Annotated in this window: 25 protein-coding genes and 4 tRNA genes; 17 read left to right on the top strand and 12 right to left on the bottom strand. The window is 60.2% G+C overall.

All coding sequences use genetic code 11. The features are described from left to right. The first annotated feature begins 78 nt into the window (after positions 1-78). The 5 genes from EGJ09_RS18220 to EGJ09_RS18200 all read left to right on the top strand — a co-directional run bounded on the left by EGJ09_RS18220 (position 79) and on the right by EGJ09_RS18200 (position 2,165). Entirely contained in the window at positions 79-1,314 is a 1,236-nt protein-coding gene (locus EGJ09_RS18220) for an aspartate kinase (RefSeq protein ID WP_039603358.1), read from the top strand. 167 nt (positions 1,315-1,481) lie between these two features. After that, positions 1,482-1,670, top strand: a complete 189-nt coding sequence (gene csrA, locus EGJ09_RS18215; protein ID WP_003254503.1) for a carbon storage regulator CsrA — start codon at positions 1,482-1,484, stop codon at positions 1,668-1,670. Between the two features lie 72 nt (positions 1,671-1,742). Next, positions 1,743-1,833, top strand: a tRNA-Ser gene (locus tag EGJ09_RS18210). 106 nt (positions 1,834-1,939) lie between these two features. Continuing rightward, positions 1,940-2,016: transfer RNA gene (locus EGJ09_RS18205), tRNA-Arg, on the top strand. A gap of 72 nt (positions 2,017-2,088) precedes the next feature. Then, positions 2,089-2,165 (top strand) — tRNA-Arg (locus EGJ09_RS18200). A 4-nt stretch (positions 2,166-2,169) separates the two neighbouring features. On the opposite strand, the gene EGJ09_RS26460 is transcribed toward EGJ09_RS18200, so the two are convergent. Then, positions 2,170-2,334, bottom strand: coding sequence for a hypothetical protein (locus EGJ09_RS26460; RefSeq protein ID WP_158621141.1), 165 nt, complete (start codon positions 2,332-2,334; stop codon positions 2,170-2,172). A 208-nt stretch (positions 2,335-2,542) separates the two neighbouring features. Between EGJ09_RS26460 and mgtE the strand changes: the two genes are divergently transcribed. Beyond that, the gene (mgtE, locus tag EGJ09_RS18195; RefSeq protein WP_012315589.1) at positions 2,543-3,985 is read left to right on the top strand and encodes a magnesium transporter; all 1,443 of its coding nucleotides are present in this window, start codon (positions 2,543-2,545) and stop codon (positions 3,983-3,985) included. 118 nt (positions 3,986-4,103) lie between these two features. Here mgtE and EGJ09_RS18190 read toward each other — a convergent pair whose 3' ends face one another. Continuing rightward, positions 4,104-4,430, bottom strand: a complete 327-nt coding sequence (locus EGJ09_RS18190) for an Arc family DNA-binding protein (RefSeq protein ID WP_003254499.1) — start codon at positions 4,428-4,430, stop codon at positions 4,104-4,106. 344 nt (positions 4,431-4,774) lie between these two features. Here EGJ09_RS18190 and phnN point away from each other — a divergent pair, with 344 nt between their 5' ends. Both phnN and EGJ09_RS18175 read left to right on the top strand, forming a co-directional pair. Continuing rightward, on the top strand, positions 4,775-5,362 hold the full coding sequence (gene phnN, locus EGJ09_RS18180) for a phosphonate metabolism protein/1,5-bisphosphokinase (PRPP-forming) PhnN (protein WP_115274162.1): 588 nt from the start codon (positions 4,775-4,777) through the stop codon (positions 5,360-5,362). 113 nt (positions 5,363-5,475) lie between these two features. Continuing rightward, positions 5,476-5,552: transfer RNA gene (locus EGJ09_RS18175), tRNA-Arg, on the top strand. A gap of 22 nt (positions 5,553-5,574) precedes the next feature. Here the strand turns inward: EGJ09_RS18175 and EGJ09_RS18170 are convergent. After that, the gene (locus EGJ09_RS18170; RefSeq protein ID WP_125924512.1) at positions 5,575-6,546 is read right to left on the bottom strand and encodes an endonuclease; all 972 of its coding nucleotides are present in this window, start codon (positions 6,544-6,546) and stop codon (positions 5,575-5,577) included. Between the two features lie 425 nt (positions 6,547-6,971). On the opposite strand from EGJ09_RS18170, the gene EGJ09_RS18165 reads away from it, so the two are divergent. From EGJ09_RS18165 to EGJ09_RS18155, 3 genes are all read left to right on the top strand, one after another. Then, positions 6,972-8,093 carry a glycosyltransferase gene (locus EGJ09_RS18165; RefSeq protein WP_237860219.1) on the top strand — a complete coding sequence of 374 codons (1,122 nt, stop codon included), beginning with the start codon at positions 6,972-6,974 and terminating at the stop codon, positions 8,091-8,093. A gap of 70 nt (positions 8,094-8,163) precedes the next feature. Continuing rightward, positions 8,164-9,285: a DegT/DnrJ/EryC1/StrS aminotransferase family protein gene (locus tag EGJ09_RS18160; protein ID WP_125924510.1), complete on the top strand. Its 1,122-nt coding sequence runs from the start codon at positions 8,164-8,166 to the stop codon at positions 9,283-9,285. Between the two features lie 14 nt (positions 9,286-9,299). Beyond that, the gene (locus EGJ09_RS18155) at positions 9,300-9,983 is read left to right on the top strand and encodes a WbqC family protein (RefSeq protein ID WP_196996842.1); all 684 of its coding nucleotides are present in this window, start codon (positions 9,300-9,302) and stop codon (positions 9,981-9,983) included. Positions 9,984-9,986: 3 nt separating this feature from the next. Here EGJ09_RS18155 and EGJ09_RS18150 read toward each other — a convergent pair whose 3' ends face one another. Genes EGJ09_RS18150 through EGJ09_RS18130 form a run of 5 tightly spaced genes read right to left on the bottom strand, consistent with a single transcriptional unit; the run spans position 9,987 to position 13,864 of the window. Continuing rightward, a complete protein-coding gene (locus tag EGJ09_RS18150) occupies positions 9,987-10,715 on the bottom strand; it encodes a bifunctional 2-polyprenyl-6-hydroxyphenol methylase/3-demethylubiquinol 3-O-methyltransferase UbiG (RefSeq protein ID WP_125924508.1) in 729 nt (242 codons plus the stop codon). A gap of 2 nt (positions 10,716-10,717) precedes the next feature. Beyond that, the gene (locus EGJ09_RS18145; protein ID WP_125924507.1) at positions 10,718-11,497 is read right to left on the bottom strand and encodes a phytanoyl-CoA dioxygenase family protein; all 780 of its coding nucleotides are present in this window, start codon (positions 11,495-11,497) and stop codon (positions 10,718-10,720) included. A gap of 7 nt (positions 11,498-11,504) precedes the next feature. Continuing rightward, positions 11,505-12,284, bottom strand: a complete 780-nt coding sequence (locus tag EGJ09_RS18140) for a class I SAM-dependent methyltransferase (RefSeq protein ID WP_119687571.1) — start codon at positions 12,282-12,284, stop codon at positions 11,505-11,507. After that, positions 12,277-13,200: a hypothetical protein gene (locus EGJ09_RS18135; protein ID WP_119687570.1), complete on the bottom strand. Its 924-nt coding sequence runs from the start codon at positions 13,198-13,200 to the stop codon at positions 12,277-12,279. The genes EGJ09_RS18140 and EGJ09_RS18135 overlap by 8 nt, the downstream gene beginning before the upstream one ends. A 7-nt stretch (positions 13,201-13,207) precedes the next feature. Continuing rightward, positions 13,208-13,864, bottom strand: coding sequence for an acetyltransferase (locus tag EGJ09_RS18130; RefSeq protein ID WP_119687569.1), 657 nt, complete (start codon positions 13,862-13,864; stop codon positions 13,208-13,210). Positions 13,865-13,980: 116 nt separating this feature from the next. Here EGJ09_RS18130 and EGJ09_RS18125 point away from each other — a divergent pair, with 116 nt between their 5' ends. From EGJ09_RS18125 to EGJ09_RS18115, 3 genes are all read left to right on the top strand, one after another. Then, positions 13,981-14,829, top strand: coding sequence for a phytanoyl-CoA dioxygenase family protein (locus tag EGJ09_RS18125; protein WP_125924506.1), 849 nt, complete (start codon positions 13,981-13,983; stop codon positions 14,827-14,829). A gap of 224 nt (positions 14,830-15,053) precedes the next feature. Next, complete coding sequence (locus EGJ09_RS18120; protein ID WP_039602838.1) at positions 15,054-15,920, top strand: hypothetical protein; 867 nt, start codon at positions 15,054-15,056, stop codon at positions 15,918-15,920. Continuing rightward, positions 15,917-16,639, top strand: coding sequence for a TylF/MycF/NovP-related O-methyltransferase (locus tag EGJ09_RS18115; protein WP_012315576.1), 723 nt, complete (start codon positions 15,917-15,919; stop codon positions 16,637-16,639). Before EGJ09_RS18120 ends, EGJ09_RS18115 begins: the two co-directional genes overlap by 4 nt. 103 nt (positions 16,640-16,742) lie before the next feature. Here EGJ09_RS18115 and lpdA read toward each other — a convergent pair whose 3' ends face one another. From lpdA to EGJ09_RS18095, 4 genes are read right to left on the bottom strand one after another with little or no spacing between them, the layout of a single operon-like run. Further along, positions 16,743-18,122, bottom strand: coding sequence for a dihydrolipoyl dehydrogenase (gene lpdA / locus EGJ09_RS18110; RefSeq protein ID WP_125924505.1), 1,380 nt, complete (start codon positions 18,120-18,122; stop codon positions 16,743-16,745). Positions 18,123-18,124: 2 nt separating this feature from the next. After that, the gene (locus EGJ09_RS18105; RefSeq protein WP_125924504.1) at positions 18,125-19,396 is read right to left on the bottom strand and encodes a dihydrolipoamide acetyltransferase family protein; all 1,272 of its coding nucleotides are present in this window, start codon (positions 19,394-19,396) and stop codon (positions 18,125-18,127) included. Beyond that, positions 19,397-20,455 (bottom strand): alpha-ketoacid dehydrogenase subunit beta, encoded by a 1,059-nt coding sequence (locus tag EGJ09_RS18100; RefSeq protein WP_012315573.1) that lies wholly within the window; start codon positions 20,453-20,455, stop codon positions 19,397-19,399. 1 nt (position 20,456) lies between these two features. Next, positions 20,457-21,689 carry a 3-methyl-2-oxobutanoate dehydrogenase (2-methylpropanoyl-transferring) subunit alpha gene (locus tag EGJ09_RS18095; RefSeq protein ID WP_012315572.1) on the bottom strand — a complete coding sequence of 411 codons (1,233 nt, stop codon included), beginning with the start codon at positions 21,687-21,689 and terminating at the stop codon, positions 20,457-20,459. A 197-nt stretch (positions 21,690-21,886) separates the two neighbouring features. Between EGJ09_RS18095 and bkdR the strand changes: the two genes are divergently transcribed. From bkdR to EGJ09_RS18075, 3 genes are all read left to right on the top strand, one after another. Further along, a complete protein-coding gene (bkdR, locus tag EGJ09_RS18090; RefSeq protein ID WP_012315571.1) occupies positions 21,887-22,372 on the top strand; it encodes a Bkd operon transcriptional regulator BkdR in 486 nt (161 codons plus the stop codon). A gap of 199 nt (positions 22,373-22,571) precedes the next feature. Then, positions 22,572-23,813, top strand: coding sequence for a glutamine synthetase family protein (locus tag EGJ09_RS18080; RefSeq protein ID WP_177433169.1), 1,242 nt, complete (start codon positions 22,572-22,574; stop codon positions 23,811-23,813). A gap of 130 nt (positions 23,814-23,943) precedes the next feature. Continuing rightward, on the top strand, positions 23,944-25,275 hold the full coding sequence (locus tag EGJ09_RS18075) for an MFS transporter (RefSeq protein WP_115274167.1): 1,332 nt from the start codon (positions 23,944-23,946) through the stop codon (positions 25,273-25,275). Positions 25,276-25,404 lie beyond the last annotated feature (129 nt).

The raw sequence follows: 25,404 nt of genomic DNA, 5'->3' as shown, positions 1-25,404 counted from the left end.
GGGCCGGTGGTCTAGTCACCGGCCCCTCCATGTTGGATGGTTTTTTTGAGGCCCTGTATGGGCTGAGGCACCATTGAAATGGCGTTGATCGTACAGAAATTTGGCGGCACCTCTGTCGGTTCCATCGAGCGGATCGAGCAGGTTGCCGACAAGGTCAAGAAACACCGTGAAGCGGGCGACGACCTGGTTGTTGTGCTGTCGGCCATGAGTGGCGAAACCAATCGCCTGATCGACCTGGCCAAGCAGATCACCGATCAGCCGGTTCCGCGTGAGCTGGACGTGATCGTGTCCACCGGCGAGCAGGTCACCATTGCCCTGCTGGCCATGGCCTTGATCAAGCGTGGCGTGCCGGCGGTGTCCTACACCGGCAACCAGGTGCGCATCCTCACCGACAGCGCGCACAACAAAGCACGCATCCTGCAGATCGACGACCAGAAGATTCGCGCCGACCTCAAGGAAGGGCGTGTGGTGGTTGTAGCCGGTTTCCAGGGGGTCGACGAGCACGGCAGCATCACTACCCTGGGCCGCGGCGGCTCCGATACCACTGGCGTGGCCCTGGCGGCCGCGCTCAAGGCTGACGAGTGCCAGATCTACACCGACGTCGATGGCGTCTACACCACAGACCCGCGCGTCGTGCCGCAGGCGCGCCGCCTGGAGAAGATCACCTTCGAAGAGATGCTGGAAATGGCCAGCCTCGGGTCCAAGGTGCTGCAGATCCGCTCGGTGGAGTTCGCCGGCAAGTACAACGTTCCGCTGCGCGTGCTGCACAGCTTCAAGGAGGGTCCAGGTACCCTCATTACCATTGATGAAGAGGAATCCATGGAACAGCCGATCATTTCCGGTATCGCCTTCAACCGTGATGAAGCCAAGCTGACCATTCGCGGCGTGCCGGACACTCCGGGCGTCGCTTTCAAGATCCTCGGCCCGATCAGCGCCTCGAACATCGAAGTGGACATGATCGTGCAGAACGTCTCGCACGATAACACCACCGACTTCACCTTCACCGTGCACCGCAACGAGTACGAGAAGGCTCACAGCGTGCTGGAGAACACCGCACGTGAAATCGGTGCCCGCGAAGTGATCGGCGATACCAAGATCGCCAAGGTATCGATCGTCGGTGTTGGCATGCGCTCCCACGCAGGTGTTGCCAGCCGCATGTTCGAATCCTTGGCCAAGGAGAGCATCAACATCCAGATGATCTCCACTTCCGAGATCAAGGTGTCGGTAGTCATCGAAGAGAAGTACCTGGAGCTGGCCGTTCGCGCGCTGCATACCGCGTTCGAGCTTGACGCTCCGGCCCGACAGGGCGAGTAAGGCGTTGCCTTGAGGGGCGCGGCTTGCCGCGCCCTTCGCGTTTCTGCTCGTCACGCAGGCCCTGTCCTGCCAGCGTGACGCGCTATGGGCCCCTGTGTCGTCGTCCACGACCAGGCCCGGTTTTTCCCAGACTGTTATCCCTGAATGTCTTGCGTAAGGAGAAAGCTATGTTGATTCTGACTCGTCGGTGCGCCGAGAGCCTGATCATTGGAGATGGCGAGATCACCGTGACGGTGCTCGGCGTCAAAGGAAACCAGGTGCGCATCGGCGTCAGCGCCCCCAAGGAAGTGGCTGTGCACCGCGAGGAAATCTACCTGCGGATCAAGAAAGAGAAGGATGAGGAGCCAAGCCTTTAATTTTTTTGAAGTTTTTTTCAAAAAAAGGGTTGCAAACGAGGAAGAGCCTGTTTAATATTCGCCTCGTGTTGCGGTGAGGTGGCCGAGTGGCCGAAGGCGCTCCCCTGCTAAGGGAGTATACCTCATAAGGGTATCGGGGGTTCGAATCCCCCCTTCACCGCCATTATTCGCTTAGGGCGCTGTAATCGGTAAGAACGCTAAGTCGTTGAAGTTAAACGAAAAAGTTCTTGCAAAAATGTTTCAGCGACCTATAATGCGCGGCAAGACACGGACTCATAGCTCAGCTGGATAGAGTACTCGGCTACGAACCGAGCGGTCGGAGGTTCGAATCCTCCTGAGTCCGCCACTTTTGAAGTGGCTTTGCTTAAAAAGCTGCTTCAAGCAACCAGTGGTAATCTGGTCTAAAACTACCAACTACGGACTCATAGCTCAGCTGGATAGAGTACTCGGCTACGAACCGAGCGGTCGGAGGTTCGAATCCTCCTGAGTCCGCCATATATCAAGAAGCCCGCTCAATTGAGCGGGCTTTTTGTTTTCCGCCGTTCACTGATTTATCAGTGATGCCCGCTAGACTGAAAATAAACCCGCCCGGCACTTCTTTGCGCGCCGCATGTGTTTTTTCTTTGGCTCGTGCCGTCGCGCACATGGCTTCGAGCGTTGTCATAGCTTTATCGCGCAAACGATTGTTCTGGCCAAAATTTTAAGCGATCTGACAGCTTAGGCAGTGTATGATTGCGCCCGTCAGCCCCGCCGGGGCTTGTGGAATACCACCATGGACTTACCCAGTAGTTACTTCTTAACAAGATTCTTACAGCCTGATCTGACCGATTGATTCCCCCGGCGTGCTCCGCTGCTGGGAGTGGAGTTCGCCTATGACTGAAGTAGAAGTAAAGAAAGCACAAGAGAGCCTGCAGGATCGCCTGGCCCAGGTGGTCGAACTGTTGCAGCGCCAACGCGTGGTTGAGGACCTGACCCACCGTCAGGAAGGTCATCACCACGACCTGGTGGAAAACCTCGTCCACCGTCAAAACCTCGTCGAGTTGCAGCGCAAGCTCGACGACCTGCACCCTGCAGATATCGCCTATATCCTCGAAGCATTGCCCCTGGAGGACCGCCTGACGGTCTGGCAGCTGGTGCGCTCGGATCGTGACGGCGACATCTTGCTTGAAGTTTCCGACTCGGTTCGTCAATCGCTGATCGCCGACATGGACGATCACGAGATCCTCGCTGCGGCCAAGGAAATGGACGCCGATGAGCTGGCGGACCTGGCGGCGGAGCTGCCGCGTGATGTCGTTCACGAGCTGATGGAAAGCCTCGATGCGCAGCAGCGCGAGCGTGTGCGCTCGGCGTTGAGCTACGACGAGGAGCAGGTCGGTGCGCTGATGGACTTCGAGATGGTGACCATCCGTGAAGATGTCAGCCTGGAAGTGGTTCTGCGTTACCTGCGCCGCCTTAAAGAGCTGCCCAACCACACTGACAAACTGTTCGTAGTCGACTACGACGGCATCCTCAAGGGTGTGTTGCCGATCAAGCGTCTGTTGGTCAACGATCCGGACAAGAAGGTCGCGGAGGTCATGGCGATTGATCCGGTCTCCTTCCACCCCGACGAAGATGCCTACGATGCGGCGCAGGCTTTCGAGCGTTATGACCTGGTTTCGGCGCCGGTGGTGGACAAGAGCGACCGCCTGATCGGCCGTTTGACCATCGATGAAATGGTCGACCTGATTCGTGAAGAGAGCGAGAGTGAAGTTCTCAACATGGCTGGCCTGCGCGAGGAGGAAGACATCTTCGCCTCGGTCTGGCGTTCATTGCGCAACCGTTGGGCCTGGCTGGCGATCAACCTGATAACCGCGTTTCTGGCCTCGCGTGTGATCGGCCTGTTCGAGGGCTCGATCGAGAAGCTCGTGGCACTGGCGGCGCTGATGCCGATCGTGGCGGGTATTGGCGGCAACTCTGGCAACCAGACCATTACCATGATCGTTCGCGCCATGGCGTTGGACCAAGTGTCGCCGGGCAATACCAGCCGCCTTATGCGCAAGGAGCTGGCGGTGTCGCTGCTCAATGGCCTGATCTGGGGTGGAGTGATCGGTGCTGTGGCGTTCTGGCTGTATGACAGCTGGTCGTTGGGGTTGGTGATGACTGCGGCCATGACCTTGAACCTGCTGCTGGCCGCGCTCATGGGGGTGTTGATCCCGATGACGCTGACGCGCCTGGGGCGCGACCCTGCCATGGGGTCTAGCGTGATGATCACTGCCGTGACCGACAGTGGTGGGTTCTTCATCTTCCTGGGGTTGGCTACGCTGTTCCTGCTTTGATATTGGGAGGTGCACGCCAGAGTGATCAAGGCATGCGCCCGACCGCACCACCAAGGCCTGTGCGCAGCCCAACAAAAAAGCCAGCTTACGCTGGCTTTTTTTGTTCTCGCTACGCGTCTCAGGAGGCGTCGGCTGCCATTTCCACATCGTGAGCGATGAGGGCGACCAGCGCGTTCTGCTGTCGGTGGGACAGCTGACGGAAGCGTTGCAGCAACTCGCGCTCATGCAGGGACAGCTCGGGGCTGTCCAGGCGCATGCTCAGCTCGTCGCCCAGCGCACCTTCCTGGATAAGGCTCTGCTCCAGGCGTGCGATGATCTCGGAGTTCATGCTGCGGTGATGGTTGCGCGCTACCTCGGCAATGCGCTCACGCATTCCGTCTGGCAGGCGGACGACGAACTTGTCAGCGGTGCGGCTCGAATAAATAGCCTGTTTCATTGGGCGCATATAAATTAACCGGTTTTTGGTTCAGGGGAAGCGGTTCACAAATTGGCCGCACGGGATGCAGGTACGACCGTGGCGACGACAAAATGTTCAACCGCCTGGAAAATTTGGTGCTCATCTTGCCTCAAGGTCGCCGTTTCCTTGGCGTCAATTCTGTGACAAATAGTGATCCCGGTAAAGGCTTTTTGCCAGTACCAATTATCAGAAATGAGTACTGGTTGGAAAAGTTTTGCATTTCCAGGTTCGCCTTACCGTCAGCCCTTTGCCGTCAAAAACCCGTAAAACGCGGCAAAGGGTAGAGAAAACCCTTAAAATGCGCAGGTTTCCTTCCATAGAGCATAGTGGCTATGCAACATGACGCAAGCTCCCAAGATAAAGCCTCAGGCGTGCTGATATATCTGATGGGACCCTCTGGTTCGGGAAAAGATTCCCTGATCGAGGCCGCTCGCGCACAACTGGCTGGCGCGGGTGTGGAAATTGCCCGGCGAGTCATCACACGTTCCGCAGAAGCCACAGGTGAAGCGGCGCAAAGCGTCACGCCAGAGCGCTTCGAAGCGATGCGAGCGGCAGGGGAATTTGCCATGCATTGGCAGGCCAACGGTCTGGAGTATGGGATACCCAAGCAAGTGGACGTTTGGCTCGCGCAAGGGCGGTCGGTGCTGGTCAACGGTTCCCGTAGCTATCTGCCCGAGGCGCGTAGGCGCTATCCCGGTCTGCTGGCAGTACGCCTGGAGGTTGACCCAGAGGTGTTGCGTGCGCGCCTGATTGCCAGAGGCAGGGAGACACCGCAAGAGATCGATCAGCGCCTGGCGCGTAGTGCCAGGCTCCAGGGCTGTCCCGATCCCGGCGTGCATGCGCTGGACAACTCCGGGTCACTGGCCACGGCGGTCAGCGTATTGTTCGACCTGCTGCGTCAACAGGGGGTGTCCGTTTGACAAGCATCGGAAAAGCCCTACGTGCAAAAAGCCCGATAGATGCATGACAAACGGCTGCCCTCTGGTTAACATGCTCGCCGTCCAGCTGTGCAGCGTTCGCTGCCGGTTCTTGTGTCTCAGTAGCTCAATTGGATAGAGCATCCCCCTCCTAAGGGGAAGGTTGGCAGTTCGAACCTGCCCTGGGACGCCATATTTTCTCTCGCTCCATACGCTTACTTGCAGTTACCCGCCTTGCGGTAACCTGCACTCTGCGCTTCTGCTTCACTGCCAAATGCCACCTGATTTTTCTGAGCGACCTGGCTGTAACCGGGGCAACCGCTGGCCAAGTGGTACACGTGACTGTTGCGGTTGCCAATGATCGCACCGTCAGTCGACGCACTCGCCAGGGTCGGCTTGCCGATATCTCTCGCAGCCGTTTTCGGGGGTGCCGAAGCTACCACGTCCATAGCCCCGGCAGGCTTGTAGCCCAGCGTCCATTTCCGTTCGCCGGTGACGAATGGGTTCGAATGCCCCATGATCGCGGCGATTCGCTGATTGCGTTGCTTTTCCCACGCAGAAACCGGGTGCTGTTTATCCCAGGCCATAAGCACCTGCTGCTGTTGTCTCGACATGCTCAACTTGTACCGGTCGAACATGTAGAACGTGGTACGCGCAACCAGCCCTTTGACTTCGTCACGCGGCTCGGCGGTTTTCTGCTGGAAGTCGACCTTGGTGGTGCACTGCCCGTACTGGGGCGCAACGCCTGAAACCATGCCGTAGTTGAAATTGCTGCGGTCACCGTTCACTTCACCCACGGACGGATAGAGGTTGAACAGGTCGGCTTCCATGGCGCGGAAGGTAGGGTCTTCATTGACGCAATGCTCGCGACCGCCGTTCTGCCAGCATTTGCGCTGGTGGCCAAAAGTCCAGGCCGGCACGATGTGCTCCCATTCGGTACGTTCGGCGCGGGTCTGTACTTTGCGGGTTTCGTAGCCGCAGGATTTGGCGTCGACCCGGCCACCGGATTTGCCGACCCAGGTCCATTTACAGCCACAGTACAGTTCGCCCATTGGGCTGTTTGCCTGGTCGAGGAAGATTTTCTGCTTGGCGACAACCTTGGCTTCGGTAAACGTTGCGGGGGGATTGGCGAAGGCGGCAGGGATGACAGAGAGGGCGAGGGTAACGACGTACAGCAGTTTCTTCATGAGAAAGCATCATCGGATTTCGGGGGCAGAATTATACGGTGTGCTGACGTCAATTGAAGAAATGTCCTATCGCATCGCCGTAGTGTGCCTATTGCGCGACGCTGATGGGGTTTCTCGATTTGGGTCTACGCCTGTTGCATAATGTCCCGAAACCAACGGTCATGATTTGAAGCGCGCGGCCGATAACGGGGTTGCTGCACTACGCCCTTGTTGACCCCTTCGAAGCGAATACCATGCTCCCCATCTATTTGAACCTAGGTTGCGCCGATCATCCTCGCCAAGGCTTTATCAATATTGATGTGGAGCCCACAGGGGCCGATCTGCAATGGACGCCGGGCCAGGCTTTGCCGTGGGAACAAGGCACGGTGCCAGGAATCTACAGTGCTCATCTTCTGGAGCGACTCGGGCGTAACCAAGGTATTCGCTTGCTGCACGAATGCCGTCGAGTCCTGCAGCCCGGCGGGGTTATCCGTCTCGTCTGCGCCGACCTGGAAGCGTTGGTCGACGATTATCTGAATAACCGCACACGCCCTGAGGCGCCAGGCATCGGTCGCGCCGAATGGCTGAACAAGGCCCTGCGCCAGCATGCCTGGACCTTCGACGCCGAGGAGCTGACGCGGATCTGCAAGATGGTCGGCCTGGAACCGGTAGCTATCACCGCAGAAGGCAACAGCAGCGATCCGCACCTGAGTGGGCTGGACGCTACGGTGCCGGGCCAGTTGGTGCTTGAGTTTTGCAAGCCGCAGCGCCAATTGGCGGCCGATGCCCAGCCGCTGGTCAGCATCGTCATGCCGACCTACAAGACCGAACACCTCTACGACGCCTTGGGCAGCGCGCTGAACCAGACCTACCGCAACCTGGAAATCCTGGTGTGCGACGACTGCCCGACTGATGAGATCGAAAGGATCTGCGCCGACCTGAGCCAGGACGACCCGCGCGTGCGTTATGTGCGCAACCCAGATGCTGGAAAGGACATTGGCCGTCTTAACCATGTCCTTTGCCTGAAAGAGGCGCGCGGCGAATTCATCAAGTTTCTCAACGACGACGACCTGCTGGAACTCGAATGCGTGGAGCGGATGCTCGACAGCTTCCGCAGTTATCCAGACGTTACGCTGGTAACCTCCAAGCGCCAGCGCATCGACCAGTACGGCGAGCCGCTGGCCGATATCGCCGCAACCCAAGCCCCCGTGGCAGACGATGCGATGATCGAAGGCCTGTCGCTGGGCACCGCACTCATGCAGTCGCAGATCAATTTCGTTGGCGAGCCGAGCACGGTCATGTTTCGCCGCGCCGATATGCTGGAAATCACTCCGGACTTCATGTCGGTAGACGAACAACCCATCGCCTGGGCCTCCGACGTGGCGATTTTTCTCAACCTCGCACTGCGCGGCAACACCGTTTATCTGGTCCAGCCACTGAGTAGCTTCCGCATTCACGGCGAGCAATGCCAGGTGCTCTACGGCGCCGCAGCACAAGGTGAATCCCGACGCTGCTGGGCAATCATGCGCGACTTCTGGGCGCGGCATGAATTCGACAAGGCGCTCTGACATTGCGCAGTATGCCCACGCCTGAACAACACAAGGCCGGCCACCGCCGCCGGCCGCAGGAACACCGCTCATGAATGGTCGGCCCCCCGTTTTCGTGACCCAGCCCGCATTGCCCGAGCTGGAGGCTTTCTTGCCATACCTGCGGGAAATTTGGGACAGCCGCATGCTGACCAATGGCGCAGCCATGCACCAGCGTCTGGAAGCGGCGTTGTGCGCTTATCTGGGCGTGGAACACATTTCGCTATTCTGCAACGGTACCCAGGCGCTGATCACGGCGTTGCAGGCGGCCGGGCTCAGCGGTGAGGTGATCACCACGCCGTACTCCTTTGTTGCCACTGCCCATTCGCTGCTATGGAACAATCTGACGCCGGTGTTCGTCGATATCGACCCGCACACCCTGAACCTTGACCCAGCACGCATCGAAGCGGCCATCACCGACCAGACCACAGCCATCCTGCCGGTACACTGCTACGGCCATCCCTGCGATGTGGAGGCGATACGCGCGATTGCCGAGCGCCATGGCCTGCAGGTGATCTATGACGCGGCACATGCTTTTGGTGTTCAGGATACAAACGGCAGCCTGCTGCGCCACGGCGACCTCGTGACCCTGAGCTTCCACGCTACCAAGGTGTTCAGTACCTTCGAGGGCGGCGCTGTCATCTGTCGCGACGAGGCGACCAAGCGGCGCATCGACCAGTTGAAGAACTTTGGTCTGTCTGCCGACGGAAGCACCGTAGAACTGACCGGCACCAACGGCAAGCTCAGCGAAATTCACGCAGCCTTTGGCCTGTTGCAACTGGAGGGCCTGGATGAAGCGCTGGGGAAGCGGCGGCTGATCGACCAGCGTTATCGCGAAGGGCTTGCGGGGATTGCGGGTATTCGCTGTATCGAGGGCAGGGGCGAGGCAGTCGCCAATCATGCGTACTTCCCGATACTGGTAGGGCCTGAGTTTACCCTTGGCCGTGATGCACTGTTCTCGCTCCTCGCCGCCCACAACATCCATGGGCGGCGTTATTTCCAGCCCCTGATCAGTGGCCTGCCGATGTACCGTGGGTATCCATCGTCCAGCGCCGACAACCTGCCGGTAGCGCATCAGGCGGTGGAGCAGGTGATCTGCCTACCGATCTATCCTGACCTGGATTTCGGCACCGTGGACTTCATTATCGGGTTGATCGCCGGGGCCGGTGCATGACCAGGGTGGCGATCATGCAGCCGTACCTGTTTCCCTACATTGGCTACTGGCAACTATTGACGGCCGCAGACTGCTTCGTGGTCTACGATGACGTTAACTTCATCACGCGGGGGTGGATCAACCGCAATCGCATCCTGATCAACGGGGCGCCAGGGATGATCACGCTGCCGTTGTTGCAGGCCTCGCAAAACCGCAAGATCAACGAAATAGAAATTGCACCTGCTGCCCAGTGGCAACGACGCATGCTGCGCAGCGTGGAAATGGCCTACCGCAAGGCACCCTGTTTCGATCAGGTATTTCCAGTGGTCGAGCGTATTCTGGCGCACGAAGACAACAACCTCGCGGGTTTTCTGAGTCATCAAATTCAGGTGTTGGCCAACTTCATGGGCCAAACGACGCGGATCGTTACCAGCAGCCAGGTCTACGGCAACGCTCAACTTACGGCGCAGGCGCGGATTCTGGATATCTGCCGCCATGAAGGTGCAACCTGCTATATCAATGCCCAGGGCGGGCGCTCGCTCTATGAGCCGGAGAGGTTCGCCGACGTCAATATCGATCTGCGTTTCATCGGTATGCGGGTACTGGCCTATCGCCAACGCTGCGAGGGTTTCACACCGTACCTGTCGATCATCGATGCCCTGATGGAGGTCGGCGCCGAGGGCATCGGGCCGCACTTGGCGGCCTACGATTACCTCTGAGGTTCAAGCCTGGCAGACTACATAGATACTCGCAGTGAGGTCCGGGTATTTCATTCCCATCTTGTAACAGCCTTCGAAGAACGCCTGGTCGATGATGCCGGCACGCAAGGCTGCATCGAACTGAAAGTTGGCCATCGGCTTGAACAGGATGCCGCCGCGCTGGGTCACCTGGAAACCGGCCTGCAACGCCTCGTGCTCCAGGGTGTCGAGGCTGTAGGTGCAACGGTGGCCGTGCTTGCGCTCGCCATCGGTAACAGCCGCATTGAAATCGATCAGCCCCATGCTCACCGCGATCTGCCGCGACGCCGCATTGGCATTGGGCACGACGATGAACAGCCGGCCGCCCGGCGCCAGCCACTCGCGTATCTTCTTGAGTACCGGCTGTGGCTCGGTGAGATGTTCGAGGGTATGGATCAGGAAGATGTTGTCGAAGCGACGCTCCAGGGTAGTGTCTTCGAACCGACCCAGGATGAAGGTTGCGCGCGCATCGCCAACGTTCTTGCGGGCGACTTCGATCAGGTCGGTGGCCCCTTCAAGCACGGTCACGTCATCGAAGACCTGCAGCAACTTTTTGGTGAACTCGCCGTGATAGCATCCCATTTCCAGCGCATTTCCAGGGCGAAACTGCCCGTTGAGCGCCTTGAGCATGTAGTCGCGGTGGATGTAGTCGAAATCGTAGGCGTACAGGCGGTTTTCCGTGTCCTGGTACTCGGTGTTCAGGTCGCGTGACATGGTTAACCCTGGTTGGAGTGATACATGCGCCTGGCCGGTGGCTGATACCACTCGTCCAGCGTTGCGGGTACCCGCGCGTTATAGCCGATGACCTGGCGCATCATCGGGTCGAGGTTTGGCCCCAGGTCATAACCCAGGGCCCGCGGGTAGTCGAATTGCTGCTTGATGAACGGCTTGGAAAACATCGGCGTGACCGAGCGGCGCACACGGTCGGTAACGTTGCTGCCGCCGGCGTGCCAGACATTGGAATTGAACATCAGGATGCTGCCGGCCGGTGCGATAGCCTGTTCGGCGTGGGCCATGAAATAGTCGTCAGTCGGCTTGGCTTCGGCCTTGTGCGAACCGGAGAGCATCCAGGTCGCGCCATTGGCGGCGGTGAAGTCGTCGAGCATCACCAGTGTGTTCAGCAGCAACGGCATATCACCGGAAAAAGAACGGATATCCCGGTGAACGCGCTGGGCGTAAGACTGGCTGTCGCGGGTGTTGATGGCCCCGCCATAGGAGTTGAGGATGAACTGCCCACCGAAATAGCGCTCGATGAAGGCATAGATAGGGTAGGCCTTCAGGCAGTCGAGAAAACTGCCAAACTGGCCGATCAGGTGGTGCACGGTGTAACTGGTGTCCTGATCGATGCCGTTCTTGATCTGGTAGTCGCGGCAGATTGCATAGGCCTTGTGGATGTCTTCACGCATCTGCTCGACGATAGCGATCGGGATGGCGCTCTCGAAGATAACCCAGCCTTGCTCCGCCATGCGCCGGTCGAATACCTCACTGGAAATCATGGGCGTTTCACCTGATCGTGACGATGCATTTGGAGGGGTACAGCTCGCACTTCTCCAGGGTGTATTCGGAAGGGGTGAAGACTTCTTTGAAGGCCAGCGCTTCGCCGGGTGCTTGAGCCCATGTCAGTTCGTCCATCAGTAGCATGCTGCCGGAGACCAGGTGTGGCTTGATCGCCTTGAGCGCTGCCAGTGTTGGCTCGTACAGACCCATGTCGAAGTAGGCGAAGGCGACGATGGCCGAGCCGTTGTTCTTGAAGAATTCGGGCGCGGTCTGACAGACGTCCCCCGCAACCAGTTGATGTACTCCGCGCTTGTGTCCCAGCACGTTGTTGCCTTCGTGCACCTGCAGCAGTTCGCTCAGGTAATCCTTGTAGCTGGCTTTGGTGGAGTAGGAGTTCTCAACCCACACACCGCTTTCCTTGCAGTCTTTTTCACCCGGTGCGCAATAGCCTTCAAAGGTGTCGAAGCCGACGATCTGCCGCTGTTTGTTGAACGGTTCGTACATGGCCCTCAGGTTTTCCAGCAGCACCAGGTTGTGGCCGTACCAGGTGCCAAACTCGCAGATCATCCCCGGGATATGCTTGAAGCGTTTGTACAGGTCGCTCAAGACGATGAACTTCACCAATACTGAGCTGCGGGTATACAGGCCGATATTGAAAAGCACGTCGTCGTCAGAGAGCGGGCTGTTCAGGTACATGTCGCGCAACTTGTCACGAAAGGCGTACTGCAAATCCGATGCGGTGGATTCGAGTTTGTAGACTTCGTTTTGAAGCTGTTCGTTATTCATCATCACTCCACTGGGCCAGGCCGAAGCCGCTGGTCCCGAAACGGTTGCCGTTGTACAGCATGTAGGTGCGCTCGCCGCTCTGGAAGATGAACGGGTAGCAGGTCATCAGCGAGTCCCAGCCTTCGGCTGACGGTGCGATACCCGCATCGTCATGGCGGGTCCAGGTCCTGCCGTCGGGCGACTCTGCGTAGCGGATGCGGTACGAGCCTGCGCCGTTGCGGTAGTCCTGCGATGCGCGGGAGCAGTACCACATCTTGTAAATCCCGTTTTCCTTGATGACGCAGGGGCGGGAAAAGGCTTCGGTCTCAAAGCGCGATTCAAGGCATTGCGGCGCGAAGCGGGTGAACTCGAATCCGTCTTTGGATTCGGCGTACTTGATCACGTACAACGGCTCGTATTTGCCGTCCACCTCCAGCCAGCGTGTACCGGACACGTACCACATCTTCCACAGGCCTTGGTCGAACAGCACGGTGGGCGTCACGGCCAGGTAGGGCTCGGTGGCAGTGCGATCCATGATCGGGCCTTCGAACAGTTTTTCGAAGTGCAGCCCGTCGTCATCAGAAACCGCGACGCCCATGGCATTGTGGTAGGGCACGGTCAGGCGCTGGTTCCATCCGCTGTAGTACAGGTAGGTGCGGCCATCTTTTTTCAGGGCGTAGCTGGGCATCACGCCTTCGTCATCGAAGGTGCCGGGAGCGCCGAAACCCAGGCAAGGTTCCCGGTGGCGGGCAACGACGGTGCGCGGGTCCTGCTTGTCCAGGTCTACCGCGTAGCACAGGCTTTTGCCTGCGCTGTTGCGGGTGGAGATGAATACCCGAATCACATCGTCCAGCACCAGCGCGGTGGGCACTTGGGCGTGGGAGCCGACCCAGTCTTTATCGGGGTCGAAAGTTCTACCGAGTTTTTTCCAGGCCATGCTCTACCTAAAAATCCAGTTCCTGACTGCTCTTTACCGCGCGCGCGGGTGCGCCGATGTAGAGCTGCCAGGGTTGAGTGTCTTTTGAAATCAGCGCACCCATGGCAACGCAGGTACCTGCGCCGATGGTGCAATTGTTGGTGATGGTCGCGTTGACGCCGAACCAGGCGTAGGGCTCAACCAGGCAATGCCCGGAGAGGACCACATGGGAAGCAAAGAACACATGGTCGCGGATCTCGCCATGGTGGCCGATGTGGTTGCCGCTCCACATCACCACATTGTTGCCGATGGTGGTGAAAGGTTGCAGTGTGTTGTCTTCGAGAATGAAGCAGTTTTCACCGATGACGTTGTCGTTCACCGTGGCATTGGGGCTGACATAGCTAATGAAGTCGTAGCCCTTTTCCTTGCCCTGAATGTAGACCGACTCACGTAGGCGGTTCATCTTGCGCCCGGTCATGGGCGCAAACAGCTTGTAGTCGGTGCTTGGGAAATAGTCCTGCAGGGTTTCGAAGGGCACCACCGGCAGCCCTTCGAACATTCTCGATTCTGGCAGGTAGCGTTCGTGCACGGTAAAGCCGACCACGTCCACTGCAGGGTCTTTTTTCAGGTAGTAGTGCGCCAGTTGGGCGGTGTCCAGCACTCCGAAAATGACAACTTTTGGCATCAGGGTATCCAGGGTGTTCGAGGATGAGTCAGGTCAACCGGAGCTGAGCGTACGCTGTGTATACTGCTGGCCACGATAGCACCTCCGCTTGCGTAACAAAAAAGGGCACCGGGCCGATGGGAAAGATTCTTGATCGAAATCAAATCCACTTTTATCGCGAGCAGGGTTACTTGGTTGCCGACGGCATTTTCGACCCGCTTCATCTCGATGAAACCCTTGCCCACTTCAATCTGGCATTTTCCCAACAGTTGGACCGCATGGCTCTGCCTGTCGCTGGTGGCCCTACCCTTGAAGCCCTGCACCTGAACATGGCCGCACTGCTGGGGGCGAGCGTTCCTCTCTATCTGGCGACGCTGCGCATGTGCTCCAAGCTGTACGGCGTCTACCGGCTGATGACCGCCGAGCGCCTGCGCGACGCGGCTGCCGACCTGGGCGTCGTCACCCCGTTGTTCCAGACCACCCCTGTGTTGCATCTGATGTCGAAAAAATTGCTTATCCCGGGAGGTTATCAGGGGTTCGACGTGCACCAGGACTGGACTTCAGTCCAGGGCAGCCTGGATACCATCACCACCTGGATCCCGTTCATGGACATCGACCCGCAGTTGTTCACCATGGAGGTGATGCCCGGCAGCCATTTGCTGGGCCTGCTTAGCGGCGACCAGGAACAGCATGTGTTGAGGGTCGACGAAAAGCACTTCAAGGAAGATGACTTCGTTCCTGTCTGTGTCGGCAAGGGCGGCGTTTGCTTGATGTCGAACTTCACCATTCATCGGTCTTCCCGTGAAGGGGATGAACGTTTGCGGATTTCCGTGAGTGGGCGCTATGAAAATGCCAGTGAGCCCACGTTCATCGAGCGTGAGTATCCGTTCACCCAGCACAAGACTATACAGCGCGGGTTGATTACCGAGCACTTTCCGAGCGTGGAACAGGTACGCGGCGTGTATGCCAGCGAAGGCCACCAATAGCCGACATATGGCCTGCATCGGCTGCACGCACGCTTAAAGTTTCCTGCCGGCATGCCGATCACTGAAGCACTGGATACAGGCAATGCACCTGTATCGCCATGGTTGGAGTTCCCGCCCTCAGCGGCTGGATGCGTCGCCTTGCGTCCGCTTCAATCCATGCACCGCTGCCAGTCGACACAGATCGTGGTGGGCATTGGTCTCAATGAGGTCCTGAAGGGGCAAGTATGAATTTTTATGTCAATCAGGTGAAGAACAAGCCGGACTACCGGGGCTCGCTGTTCAGGGGTGATATCTTCCTGGAAACCGGCCTTGGCAATGCACATGAGCTGTGTGCATTGGCCCGGCAGAGCATCACCGCCGCCTTTGATGGCGAAACCGACCACCAGTCGCTGCACAAAATGATGCCGGTGGAGACTTTCGTAGAGCGCGTCACGGCGCTCAAGCGGCAGTTTACCAATGGCCCGCAGGCCAAGGCGTTGATCCGCGATTTCATTCGCGAGATCGGGGCCGACCCCAAGGACTATATCTTCGACGTGCCTCGTGTGCGTGTAGTGCCCAACTACGAATACCTGCATGCAGGTGTGAGTTACGCATACAAGCCCCACCGCGATACCTGGTACGGCAGCGTGGAAAGCCAGGTGAATACCTGGATGCCGGTGTACAGCATCGAGCCCGAACAGACCATGATGATCAACCCGGCCTATTTCGAGCGGCCGGTGCGCAACAGCTCCGCCGATTGGAGCCTCAATGACTGGATCCATGTGCAACGGCACAAGGCTTCGCAGAACATCACCGAAGAAACCCGGGTACACCCGGTGCCGCTGGAAGACATCGATACCAGCGGCGAACTGCGTGTGGCTGCCAACAGTGGCGAAATGCTGATTTTCTCTGGTGCCCATCTGCACGGCACCGTAGCCAACTTCACCGACAAGGTACGGTTCAGCGTGGACTTCCGCCTGATCCACCTGCAAGACCTGCTGCATAAGCGCGGTGCACCGAATGTCGACAACGGTTGTTCGGATGCAGAGGCCGGCTTCAAAGACTTTTTCAATGCCAGCGACTTTTCGCAATTCCAGGGAGTTAACCCATGACCAAGCGTCGTCTGACTGCTGCCGAGGTCGAGTACAACGAAAAGCGCGCCAGCGTGCTGAGCCGTGTCGATGCCCAATACGTGGCTGATGCGCCGTTCGTGTTTGCCAACCGTATCGCCGTGACCGCTGCGCTTTCGCGCATCGAACTGTTCAAGATGGTGCAGGACATTCCGGGCGCTATCGTCGAGTGCGGCGTATACAAAGGCAACTCGTTGATGCTGTACATGCAGCTATCGATGATTCTGGAACCCTATGCGATCAACCGTTCGATCATCGGTTTCGATACCTTCGGCGGCTTTGCCAGCATCGATGCCGAGCAGGATCCAGCCGATATCAACGAAAGCATGTTCTCCGACACCGACGAGACCCTGATTCAGGACATGATCGAGGCCAACGATCTGATTCGCCCGGTCAATCGGATCCCGCGCTGCGAGATCGTCAAGGGCGACATTCTGGAAACCGTGCCTGCCTTTGTGAAAACCCGCCCCGATCTGGTAGTGGCCATGCTGATCCTCGACACGGACCTGTATTCGTCCACCAAGGTGGCGCTGGAGACTTTCCTGCCTTACATGCCTAAAGGCGCGATCGTGGTGCTGGACGAAGTCGCCTACCGCAACTTCCCTGGCGAAACTGCCGCGCTGCGTGACGTGCTGGATCTGAACAAGATCGAACTCAAGCGCCTGCCGTTCGATTCGTCGGTGGGCTACTTCCGCGTTTGAACTGATCATCGGCATGTCTGCAGGCCAATGCAGCATCGCCGAATGAAAAAAGCCCGCAGCGCCGAGGGCGCCGCGGGCCAAATCGGCCGCAGCCGCTTCAGTGTCAGATGTGCAGGGCGTGGCCCAGCGCGCGCAATGCCGCTTCCTGCACCGCTTCGCCCAGGGTCGGATGAGCGTGGATAGTGCCCGCGATATCCTCCAGCCGCGCGCCCATTTCCAATGACTGGGCAAACGCTGTGGACAGCTCTGAAACCGCCACGCCAACCGCCTGCCAACCCAGGATCACGTGATTGTCACGCCGCGCCACCACGCGCACAAAGCCGGTTTTCGACTCCAGGCTCATGGCGCGGCCATTGGCGGCGAAGGGGAACTGCGCGACGATGCAGTCCAGCCCTTGCTGGCTGGCCTGTTCCGGGGTCTTGCCGACCACAACGACTTCCGGGTCTGTAAAACACACTGCTGCAATTGCGCAGGGCTCGAACCGTCGTGCCTTGCCGGCAATGATTTCGGCGACCATTTCACCTTGCGCCATTGCACGGTGTGCCAGCATCGGTTCGCCGGCCACGTCACCGATGGCCCAGACGTTGCGCATGCTGGTCTGGCAGCGATCGTCGATGGCGATGGCCGCACCGTTCATCTTCAGTTCGAGGCTTTCCAGGTTGAAGCCGTGCGTGCGCGGGCGGCGGCCAACGGCCACCAGCACCCGGTCGGCCTCCAGGCGCAGCTGTGCACCTTGAGCATCGCGGGCCAGCAAGCAACCGCTGTCGTAACCTTCGACGCTGTGCCCAAGGTGCACAGCGATGCCCAGCTTCTTCAGCGATTCGGCCACCGGCGCGGTCAGCTCGCTGTCGTAGGTCGGCAAGATGCGCTCACGCGCCTCCACCACGCTCACCTGCGCGCCCAATTTGCGGTAGGCGATGCCTAGCTCCAGGCCGATATAGCCGCCGCCAACCACCACCAGATGCTGGGGCAGTGTTTGAGGGGCCAGGGCTTCGGTCGAAGAGATGATCGGCCCGCCCAGCGGCAGCATGGGCAGTTCGACGCTGTTCGAGCCGGTGGCCAGCAGCAGGTGCTCGCACTGGATGCGCTGGCCATCGACGTCGACGTGCTTGCCGTCGAGGATCTTCGCCCAGCCATGGATGACCTTGACCCCGTGTTTTTTCAGGAGTGCAGCGACGCCAGTGGTCAGTCGGTCAACGATGCCGTCCTTCCAGTCCACGCTGCGGCCGATGTCCAGGCGTGGCGTGGAGACGCTGATGCCAAGTTCGGACGGCTCGGTGTAGCGGGATGTCTGATGGAACTGCTCGGCCACATGGATCAGTGCCTTGGACGGGATGCAGCCGATGTTCAGGCAGGTGCCGCCCAGCGCCTGGCCTTCCACCAGCACGGTGGGGATGCCCAATTGCCCGGCGCGGATGGCGGCCACGTAGCCGCCAGGGCCGCCGCCGATGATCAGCAGGGTGGTGTCGATAGTCTGTTGCATGCTCACTCCACGAACAGGCAGGCGGGTTGTTCAAGCAGGCCACGTACAGCCTGGATGAACAGCGCGGCATCCATGCCATCGACCACACGGTGGTCGAACGAGCTGGACAGGTTCATCATCTTGCGAATAACGATCTGGCCATCGATCACCATCGGCCGCTCGACGATACGGTTGACCCCGACGATCGCCACTTCCGGTGTGTTGACCACCGGTGTGCTGACGATGCCACCCAAGGCGCCCAGGCTGGTCAGGGTGATGGTGGAGCCGGACAGTTCCTCGCGGCTGGCCTTGTTGTTGCGTGCGGCGCTCGCCAGCCGGGAAATCTCGCCGGCGTTGCCCCACAGGCTGCCCGCTTCGGCGTGGCGCAGCACCGGTACCATCAGCCCGTTGTCGCCCTGTGTGGCGACCCCCACATGCACCGCACCATGGCGGGTGATGACCTGGGCTTCGTCGTCGTAGGTCGCGTTGATCTGCGGGAAGTCGCGCAGTGCCACGACCAGGGCGCGGACCAGGAATGGCAGCAGGGTCAGCTTGCCGCGGCTGTCGCCGTACTTGCTGTTGAGCTCTTGGCGCAGGGCTTCGAGTGCGGTGACGTCGATTTCCTCGACATAACTGAAGTGCGCCACACGGCGCTTGGCATCCTGCATGCGCTGGGCGATCTTGCGGCGCAGGCCGATCACTTGCACCTGTTCGCTGTCGGTGCGTTTCGCGTAGCCTCCTGGCGCCTGGCCCGCAGGGCTCTGCGGCTTGCTGATGAATGCATCCAGGTCTTCGTGCAGGATGCGCCCGGCCGGGCCGCTGCCATGCACGTAACGCAGTTCGATGCCGGCATCCAGGGCGCGCTTGCGCACGGCAGGCGAGGCCAGAGGTTTTTCGTCGGCCTGGCGCGCCACGATCGGCGCGGCGGTGTGCGCCGAGACAGCCGGGCTGGCTACCGGTTGCGGTTCGACACGCGGTTCTGCCTTGGCGGCTGCTGGGGCTGCCGGGGCTTCTACCGGTTTGGCCTGCGGCACATCCACATGGTTGCCGCTGCCTTCCACTTCGATGCGGATCAGCTCGCTGCCGACCGCCATCACTTCACCCGGCTGGCCGCCCAGGGCCAGCACCTTGCCGCTGACCGGCGAAGGGATTTCCACGGTGGCCTTGTCAGTCATGACATCGGCCACCACCTGGTCTTCGGGGATTACATCGCCGCCCTTGACGAACCATTCGCCCAGTTCGACTTGCGCGATGCCTTCGCCAATGTCCGGCATCTTGATGACGTGCGTGCCCATTCAGACCTCCATGACCCGTTTCAATGCCGCGCCTACCCGCGAAGGGCCTGGGAAATACGCCCATTCCTGTGCGTGAGGGTAGGGCGTGTCCCAACCGGTGACGCGCTCGATGGGCGCTTCGAGGTGATGGAAGCAATGCTCCTGCACCAGCGCTACCAGTTCGGCGCCGAAGCCGCAGGTACGGGTGGCTTCATGCACCACCACGCAGCGGCCGGTCTTTTTCACCGACGCGACGATGGTGTCCAGGTCCAGCGGCCAGAGGCTGCGCAGGTCAATCACTTCGGCATCCACACCGGTTTCCTCGGCGGCCACCTGGGCCACGTAGACGGTGGTGCCGTAGGTCAATACGGTGACGTCGTTGCCTGGGCGGGTGATGGCCGCTTTGTCCAGCGGCACGGTGTAGTAACCGTCTGGCACGGCACTTTGCGGGTGCTTGGACCACGGCGTCACCGGGCGGTCGTGGTGGCCGTCGAACGGGCCGTTGTACAAGCGCTTGGGCTCCAGGAAGATCACCGGGTCATCGCATTCGATCGAGGCGATCAGCAGGCCTTTGGCGTCGTACGGGTTGGAGGGCATCACCGTGCGCAGGCCGCACACCTGAGTGAACATCGCTTCGGGGCTCTGGCTGTGGGTCTGGCCACCGTAAATGCCGCCACCGCAAGGCATGCGCAGGGTCAGTGGCGAGATGAATTCGCCGGCCGAGCGATAGCGCAGGCGCGCCATTTCCGAGACGATCTGGTCCGAGGCGGGGTAGAAGTAATCGGCGAACTGGATTTCCACCACCGGCCGCAGGCCATAGGCACCCATGCCCACGGCGGTGCCGACGATACCGCTCTCGGAGATCGGCGCGTCGAACACGCGCGACTTGCCGTACTTGGTCTGCAGGCCCTCGGTGCAGCGGAACACGCCGCCGAAGTAACCCACGTCCTGGCCGTAGATCACCACGTTGTCGTCGCGCTCAAGCATGACGTCCATGGCCGAGCGCAGGGCCTGGATCATGGTCATGGTAGTGGTGGCCATGGCGGTTTCCGGTTTGATGCTGTTGTTGTGGTCGTTCATCTCAAACCCCCAGTTCCTGGCGCTGACGGCGCAGGTGGTCGGGCATTTCCTTGTACACGTCCTCGAACATCGAGGCTGCACTCGGGATGTGGCCGTTGGCCAGGGTGCCGTATTGTTCGGCTTCCTTTTGCGCGGCGATGACGGCCGCTTCGAACTCTGCGGTGACGGCCTGGTGTTCTTCCTCGGACCAGTGGCCGATCTTGATCAGGTGCTGCTTCAGGCGGGCGATCGGGTCGCCCAGCGGGAAGTGGCTCCAGTCGTCGGCAGGGCGGTATTTGGACGGGTCGTCGGAGGTTGAGTGCGGGCCGGCGCGGTAGGTGACCCACTCGATCAGGCACGGGCCCAGGCCGCGGCGGGCGCGTTCGGCGGCCCAGCGCGAGGCGGCATATACAGCGACGAAATCGTTGCCGTCCACACGCAGGGAGGCGATACCGCAACCCACGCCACGGCCGGCGAAGGTGGTCGATTCGCCGCCGGCGATGGCCTGGAAGGTGGAGATCGCCCACTGGTTGTTGACCACGTTGAGGATGACCGGGGCGCGGTATACGTGGGCGAAGGTCAGCGCGGTGTGGAAGTCCGACTCGGCCGTGGCGCCGTCGCCGATCCAGGCCGAGGCGATCTTGGTATCGCCCTTGATCGCCGAGGCCATGGCCCAGCCGACCGCCTGTACGAACTGCGTCGCCAGGTTGCCGCTGATGGTGAAGAAGCCGGCTTCGCGCACCGAATACATGATCGGCAGTTGGCGGCCTTTGAGCGGGTCGCGTTCGTTGGACAACAGCTGGCAGATCATTTCCACCAGCGACACGTCGCGGGCCATCAGGATGCTCTGCTGGCGGTAGGTGGGGAAGCACATGTCGGTGCGGTTCAGCGCCAGCGCCTGGGCGCTGCCGATGGCTTCTTCGCCCAGGCTCTGCATGTAGAAGGACATCTTCTTCTGGCGCTGGGCGACCACCATGCGGCTGTCGAATATCCGCGTCTTGAGCATGGCACGCATGCCTTGGCGCAGTAGCTGCGGATCGATGTCTTCGGCCCATGGGCCAAGCGCATCGCCGTGCTCGTCGAGCACGCGGACCAGGCTGTTGGACAGGTCGGCAGTGTCGGCAGCATCGACATCGATGGGCGGTTTACGGACTTGACCCGCGTCGTTCAGGCGCAGGTAGGAAAAATCGGTCTGGCAGCCTGGCCGGCCGGTAGGCTCGGGCACATGCAAACGCAGGGGGGCGTACTCGTTCATGCTTTTTACGCTCGCTCGGATGTTGTTTTTGTGAGCTCTGAAGCGGCCGCCGCTGATCACCGGCTTGTGACTGGCAGGTCAGCGTCAATTACATAGTAGTGACACGCCGGGAGAATTTTTCTCTCAAGTTGATTGCCTTTAGCGAGCGGCGCAGATAAACATTCCGCATAAACACAAAAAAACGGTGATTTTGTCTCATGCGCAAACTCGATCGTACCGATATCGGCATTCTCAACAGCCTTCAGGACAACGCCCGCATCACCAACGCAGAACTTGCGCGGTCGGTGAACCTGTCGCCCACACCCTGTTTCAACCGGGTCAAGGCCATGGAAGAGCTGGGTGTGATCCGCCAGCAGGTGACCTTGCTGTCGCCAGAGGTGCTGGGGCTGGATGTCAATGTGTTCATCCATGTCAGCCTGGAGAAGCAGGTAGAGCAGGCGCTGCACCGCTTCGAGGAAGAAATAGCCGAGCGGCCGGAGGTGATGGAGTGCTACCTGATGACTGGCGACCCCGATTATTTGTTACGGGTGCTGTTGCCGAGCATCCAGGCGCTGGAGCGGTTTCTCGATTACCTGACACGACTGCCGGGGGTGGCGAACATACGGTCTAGCTTTGCCTTGAAGCAGGTGCGGTATAAAACGGCGCTGCCATTGCCGTCCAATGGCATGACCCTGCGCGAGTGAGGGGGCAAGAACTGCATCGTTGCGGATGCAGGTGCTTGATATTTTAAACACCCCCAGCCTATGTTGTTGCCAGCCCATAACAACAAGGACAAGCGTCATGACCACCGCAGCCCCGCGCTCGCTCGCCGAGCACCTCCAGGGCATCGACCAGATCGAATGTGTCACTCCCGACCTTAACGGTGTCCCCCGTGGCAAGGTCATGACTGCCGAAGGCTTCCTCGAAGGCAGGCGCCTGCAGATGGCACGTGGCGTCTTGTTGCAATGCATCATGGGGGGCTACCCGCCAGCGAAATACTACGGCAGCGACGATGGCGATCTGGCCCTGGTGGCGGAGCCTGCGCAGATCCACCGCTTGCCCTGGAGCGAGGAGGGCCTGGCGCTGGCGATCTGCGATGCCAATGAGCTCGATGGCCGGCCGTCAGGGCTGTCCACCCGCGGGCTGCTCAAAGCGGTGATCGCCCGCTACGCCGCTTTGGGCCTGGCGCCGGTCGTTGCAACCGAGCTGGAGTTCTTCGTCTTTGCGCCCAACAGTGACCCTGTACAGCCATTTTTGCCGCCGTTGGGCAAGGATGGCCGCCGCGAGCTCGGCCACTCGGCATTCAGTGTCAGTTCCAACAACGGCCTGCGGCCGTTCTTTCAGGAGGTTTATCAGTGCATGGCGGCGCTGGGCCTGCCGCGCGACACCTTCATGCATGAAATGGGCGTCAGCCAGTTCGAAATCAACCTGCTGCACGGTGACCCCTTGTTGCTGGCCGACCAGACCTTCCTGTTCAAGCACCTGCTCAAGGAAGTCGCGCTCAAGCATGGCCTTACAGTGGTGTGCATGGCCAAGCCCCTGGCGCTTACGCCGGGTAGCTCCATGCATATTCATCAGAGCCTGGTGGAGATCGCCACGGGGCGAAACGTGTTCAGCGATGACCAGGGGCGGCCGAGCCAGACCTTCCATCATTTCATAGGCGGCCTGCAGGCGTGCATGGCCGATTTCACTGCGCTGTTCGCGCCCAATGTCAACTCGTACCAGCGGCTGTGCCATCCCTATGCGTCGCCGAACAATGCCTGCTGGTCGGAGGATAACCGCGCTGCGGGGCTGCGTATTCCGGCCAGCGCCCCCGTAGCGCGGCGGGTCGAGAACCGCCTGCCGGGTGCAGATGCAAACCCCTACCTGGCCATTGCTGCCAGCCTGGCAGCCGGCCTGCACGGCATCGAGCAGCGCCTGGAGCCTGCACCGGCCATCCAGGGTGAGTTCGAGGTGCCTGAGCACCTGAGCCTGCCATGCACCCTGCATGCGGCGCTGGAGCGCCTCAAGCGCAGCGCCTTGGCCCGGGAACTGTTCGGGGCTGAGTTCATCGAAGGTTACGCTGCAACCAAGACGCTCGAGTTGACTGATTTCTACAACGAGATCACGCCGTGGGAGCGGCGAGTGTTGGCGGCACAAGCCTGAGCGCGACACGAACGCTACTGCGCGCGCCCCTGTTCTGCTATTTCGCAGGCAGGGGACTGCGCCGTGGCTGATTTGCTTTTATGCTTGCCAGCAAGCCAACGCCACCTGACCAGGGAGCCCGACGGGACGTATGCGAAACATCTGGAAGCCGTTTCAGTCGTTGTATTTCGCTGCCTTGATGATGCTTATCGGCTCGGGTCTGCTCAGTACTTACCTGGCACTGCGCCTGGCGGCCGATCATGTCGACAGCCTATGGGTCGGTGCCTTGATGGCGGCCAACTATTTCGGCCTGGCTGTTGGTGGCAAGGTTGGCCACCGACTGATCGGCCGGGTAGGGCACATCCGGGCCTATACCACCTGCGCCGGAATCGTCTGCGCGGCAGTGCTGGGCCATGGCATGACCAACTGGCTACCGGCCTGGGTCGGGCTGCGGATGCTCGTTGGCCTGGGCATGATGTGCCAGTACATGGTCATCGAAAGCTGGCTCAACGAGCAGGCCGACGCCAAGCACCGCGGCGCGGTGTTCGGCGGCTACATGATTGCCTCCTACCTGGGGCTGGTGCTCGGTCAGCTGATTCTGGTGGTGCACCCCGAGCTTGGCCCTGAGCTGTTGATGCTGGTCGCGATGTGCTTCGCCCTGTGCCTGGTGCCGGTGGCGATGACCCGGCGCATTCACCCGGCGCCGCTGCGCCCGGCACCGATGGAGCCTAAATTCTTCATCAAGCGCGTGCCGCAGTCGCTGAGCACCGTGCTCGGTTCGGGTTTGATCGTCGGCTCCTTCTACGGCCTGGCGCCGCTGTATGCGTCCAGCCAGGGGCTTTCTACCGAACAGATCGGCTTGTTCATGGGTAGCTGCATCTTTGCCGGGCTGCTGGTGCAGTGGCCGTTGGGCTGGTTGTCCGACCGTTATGACCGGGCCGTGCTGATCCGCAGCGTGGCTGTGGGCCTGGCGCTGGCGGCGGCGCCGCTGGCGATCTTGCCCGATGTGCCGTTGGAGTTGCTGTTCGGCATCGGCTTTCTGATTTCGCTGCTGCAGTTCTGCCTTTATCCCCTGGCTGTCGCATTTTCCAATGACCACGTGGAAAGCGAGCGGCGTGTCTCGCTGACCGCCATGCTGCTGGTCACCTACGGCGTGGGTGCGTGCATCGGGCCGCTGGCGGCGGGGGTGCTGATGAAGGTGCTGGGCGCGCAGATGCTGTATGCCTTCTTCGTGTTCTTCGCGCTGGTGCTGGTGTGGCGGATTCGCCCGAAGGCGGTGACCGGGCTGCACCAGGTACAGGATGCGCCGCTGGGGCACGTGGCTATGCCGGCGGCGGGTTCGCCATTGTCGGCGGCGCTCGACCCGCGGGTGGATGAACAGACCGTGCAGGAGGTGATGCAGGCGCCGGTGGCGGCTGAAGATACCGAGGCGGAAGAGAAGGCCGAACCGGCTGACCCGGGCGAGGTTAGCAAGCCGGTTTGAGGCGGGGCCGGGGTAGGCACAAAAAAATTAGCTTTATTAGGGCTGCTGCGCAGCCCATCGCCGGCAAGCCGGCTCCCACAGGTACAGCGCAGACTTCAAGAGCTGCGCAGACCCTGTGGGAGCCGGCTT

The sequence above is a fragment of the Pseudomonas sp. p106 genome (assembly GCF_003936645.1).
In the GTDB taxonomy this organism is placed as follows: Bacteria; Pseudomonadota; Gammaproteobacteria; order Pseudomonadales; family Pseudomonadaceae; genus Aquipseudomonas; species Aquipseudomonas putida_E.
This window is presented reverse-complemented; position numbering and strand designations above follow the sequence as displayed.

Coding starts and splice junctions, on each gene's coding strand:
- EGJ09_RS18115 (WP_012315576.1), top strand. CDS start 15,917: ATGACCAAGCGTCGTCTGACTGCTGCCGAGGTCGAGTACAACGAAAAG.
- EGJ09_RS18170 (WP_125924512.1), bottom strand. CDS start 6,546: ATGAAGAAACTGCTGTACGTCGTTACCCTCGCCCTCTCTGTCATCCCT.
- EGJ09_RS18145 (WP_125924507.1), bottom strand. CDS start 11,497: ATGATTTCCAGTGAGGTATTCGACCGGCGCATGGCGGAGCAAGGCTGG.
- phnN (WP_115274162.1), top strand. CDS start 4,775: ATGCAACATGACGCAAGCTCCCAAGATAAAGCCTCAGGCGTGCTGATA.
- EGJ09_RS18160 (WP_125924510.1), top strand. CDS start 8,164: ATGAATGGTCGGCCCCCCGTTTTCGTGACCCAGCCCGCATTGCCCGAG.
- EGJ09_RS18150 (WP_125924508.1), bottom strand. CDS start 10,715: ATGTCACGCGACCTGAACACCGAGTACCAGGACACGGAAAACCGCCTG.
- mgtE (WP_012315589.1), top strand. CDS start 2,543: ATGACTGAAGTAGAAGTAAAGAAAGCACAAGAGAGCCTGCAGGATCGC.
- EGJ09_RS18140 (WP_119687571.1), bottom strand. CDS start 12,284: ATGAATAACGAACAGCTTCAAAACGAAGTCTACAAACTCGAATCCACC.
- EGJ09_RS18080 (WP_177433169.1), top strand. CDS start 22,572: ATGACTGCCGAAGGCTTCCTCGAAGGCAGGCGCCTGCAGATGGCACGT.
- EGJ09_RS18130 (WP_119687569.1), bottom strand. CDS start 13,864: ATGCCAAAAGTTGTCATTTTCGGAGTGCTGGACACCGCCCAACTGGCG.
- EGJ09_RS26460 (WP_158621141.1), bottom strand. CDS start 2,334: ATGACAACGCTCGAAGCCATGTGCGCGACGGCACGAGCCAAAGAAAAA.
- EGJ09_RS18095 (WP_012315572.1), bottom strand. CDS start 21,689: ATGAACGAGTACGCCCCCCTGCGTTTGCATGTGCCCGAGCCTACCGGC.
- EGJ09_RS18135 (WP_119687570.1), bottom strand. CDS start 13,200: ATGGCCTGGAAAAAACTCGGTAGAACTTTCGACCCCGATAAAGACTGG.
- EGJ09_RS18100 (WP_012315573.1), bottom strand. CDS start 20,455: ATGAACGACCACAACAACAGCATCAAACCGGAAACCGCCATGGCCACC.
- EGJ09_RS18120 (WP_039602838.1), top strand. CDS start 15,054: ATGAATTTTTATGTCAATCAGGTGAAGAACAAGCCGGACTACCGGGGC.
- EGJ09_RS18220 (WP_039603358.1), top strand. CDS start 79: ATGGCGTTGATCGTACAGAAATTTGGCGGCACCTCTGTCGGTTCCATC.
- EGJ09_RS18075 (WP_115274167.1), top strand. CDS start 23,944: ATGCGAAACATCTGGAAGCCGTTTCAGTCGTTGTATTTCGCTGCCTTG.
- lpdA (WP_125924505.1), bottom strand. CDS start 18,122: ATGCAACAGACTATCGACACCACCCTGCTGATCATCGGCGGCGGCCCT.
- csrA (WP_003254503.1), top strand. CDS start 1,482: ATGTTGATTCTGACTCGTCGGTGCGCCGAGAGCCTGATCATTGGAGAT.
- EGJ09_RS18190 (WP_003254499.1), bottom strand. CDS start 4,430: ATGCGCCCAATGAAACAGGCTATTTATTCGAGCCGCACCGCTGACAAG.
- EGJ09_RS18125 (WP_125924506.1), top strand. CDS start 13,981: ATGGGAAAGATTCTTGATCGAAATCAAATCCACTTTTATCGCGAGCAG.
- bkdR (WP_012315571.1), top strand. CDS start 21,887: ATGCGCAAACTCGATCGTACCGATATCGGCATTCTCAACAGCCTTCAG.
- EGJ09_RS18105 (WP_125924504.1), bottom strand. CDS start 19,396: ATGGGCACGCACGTCATCAAGATGCCGGACATTGGCGAAGGCATCGCG.
- EGJ09_RS18155 (WP_196996842.1), top strand. CDS start 9,300: ATGCAGCCGTACCTGTTTCCCTACATTGGCTACTGGCAACTATTGACG.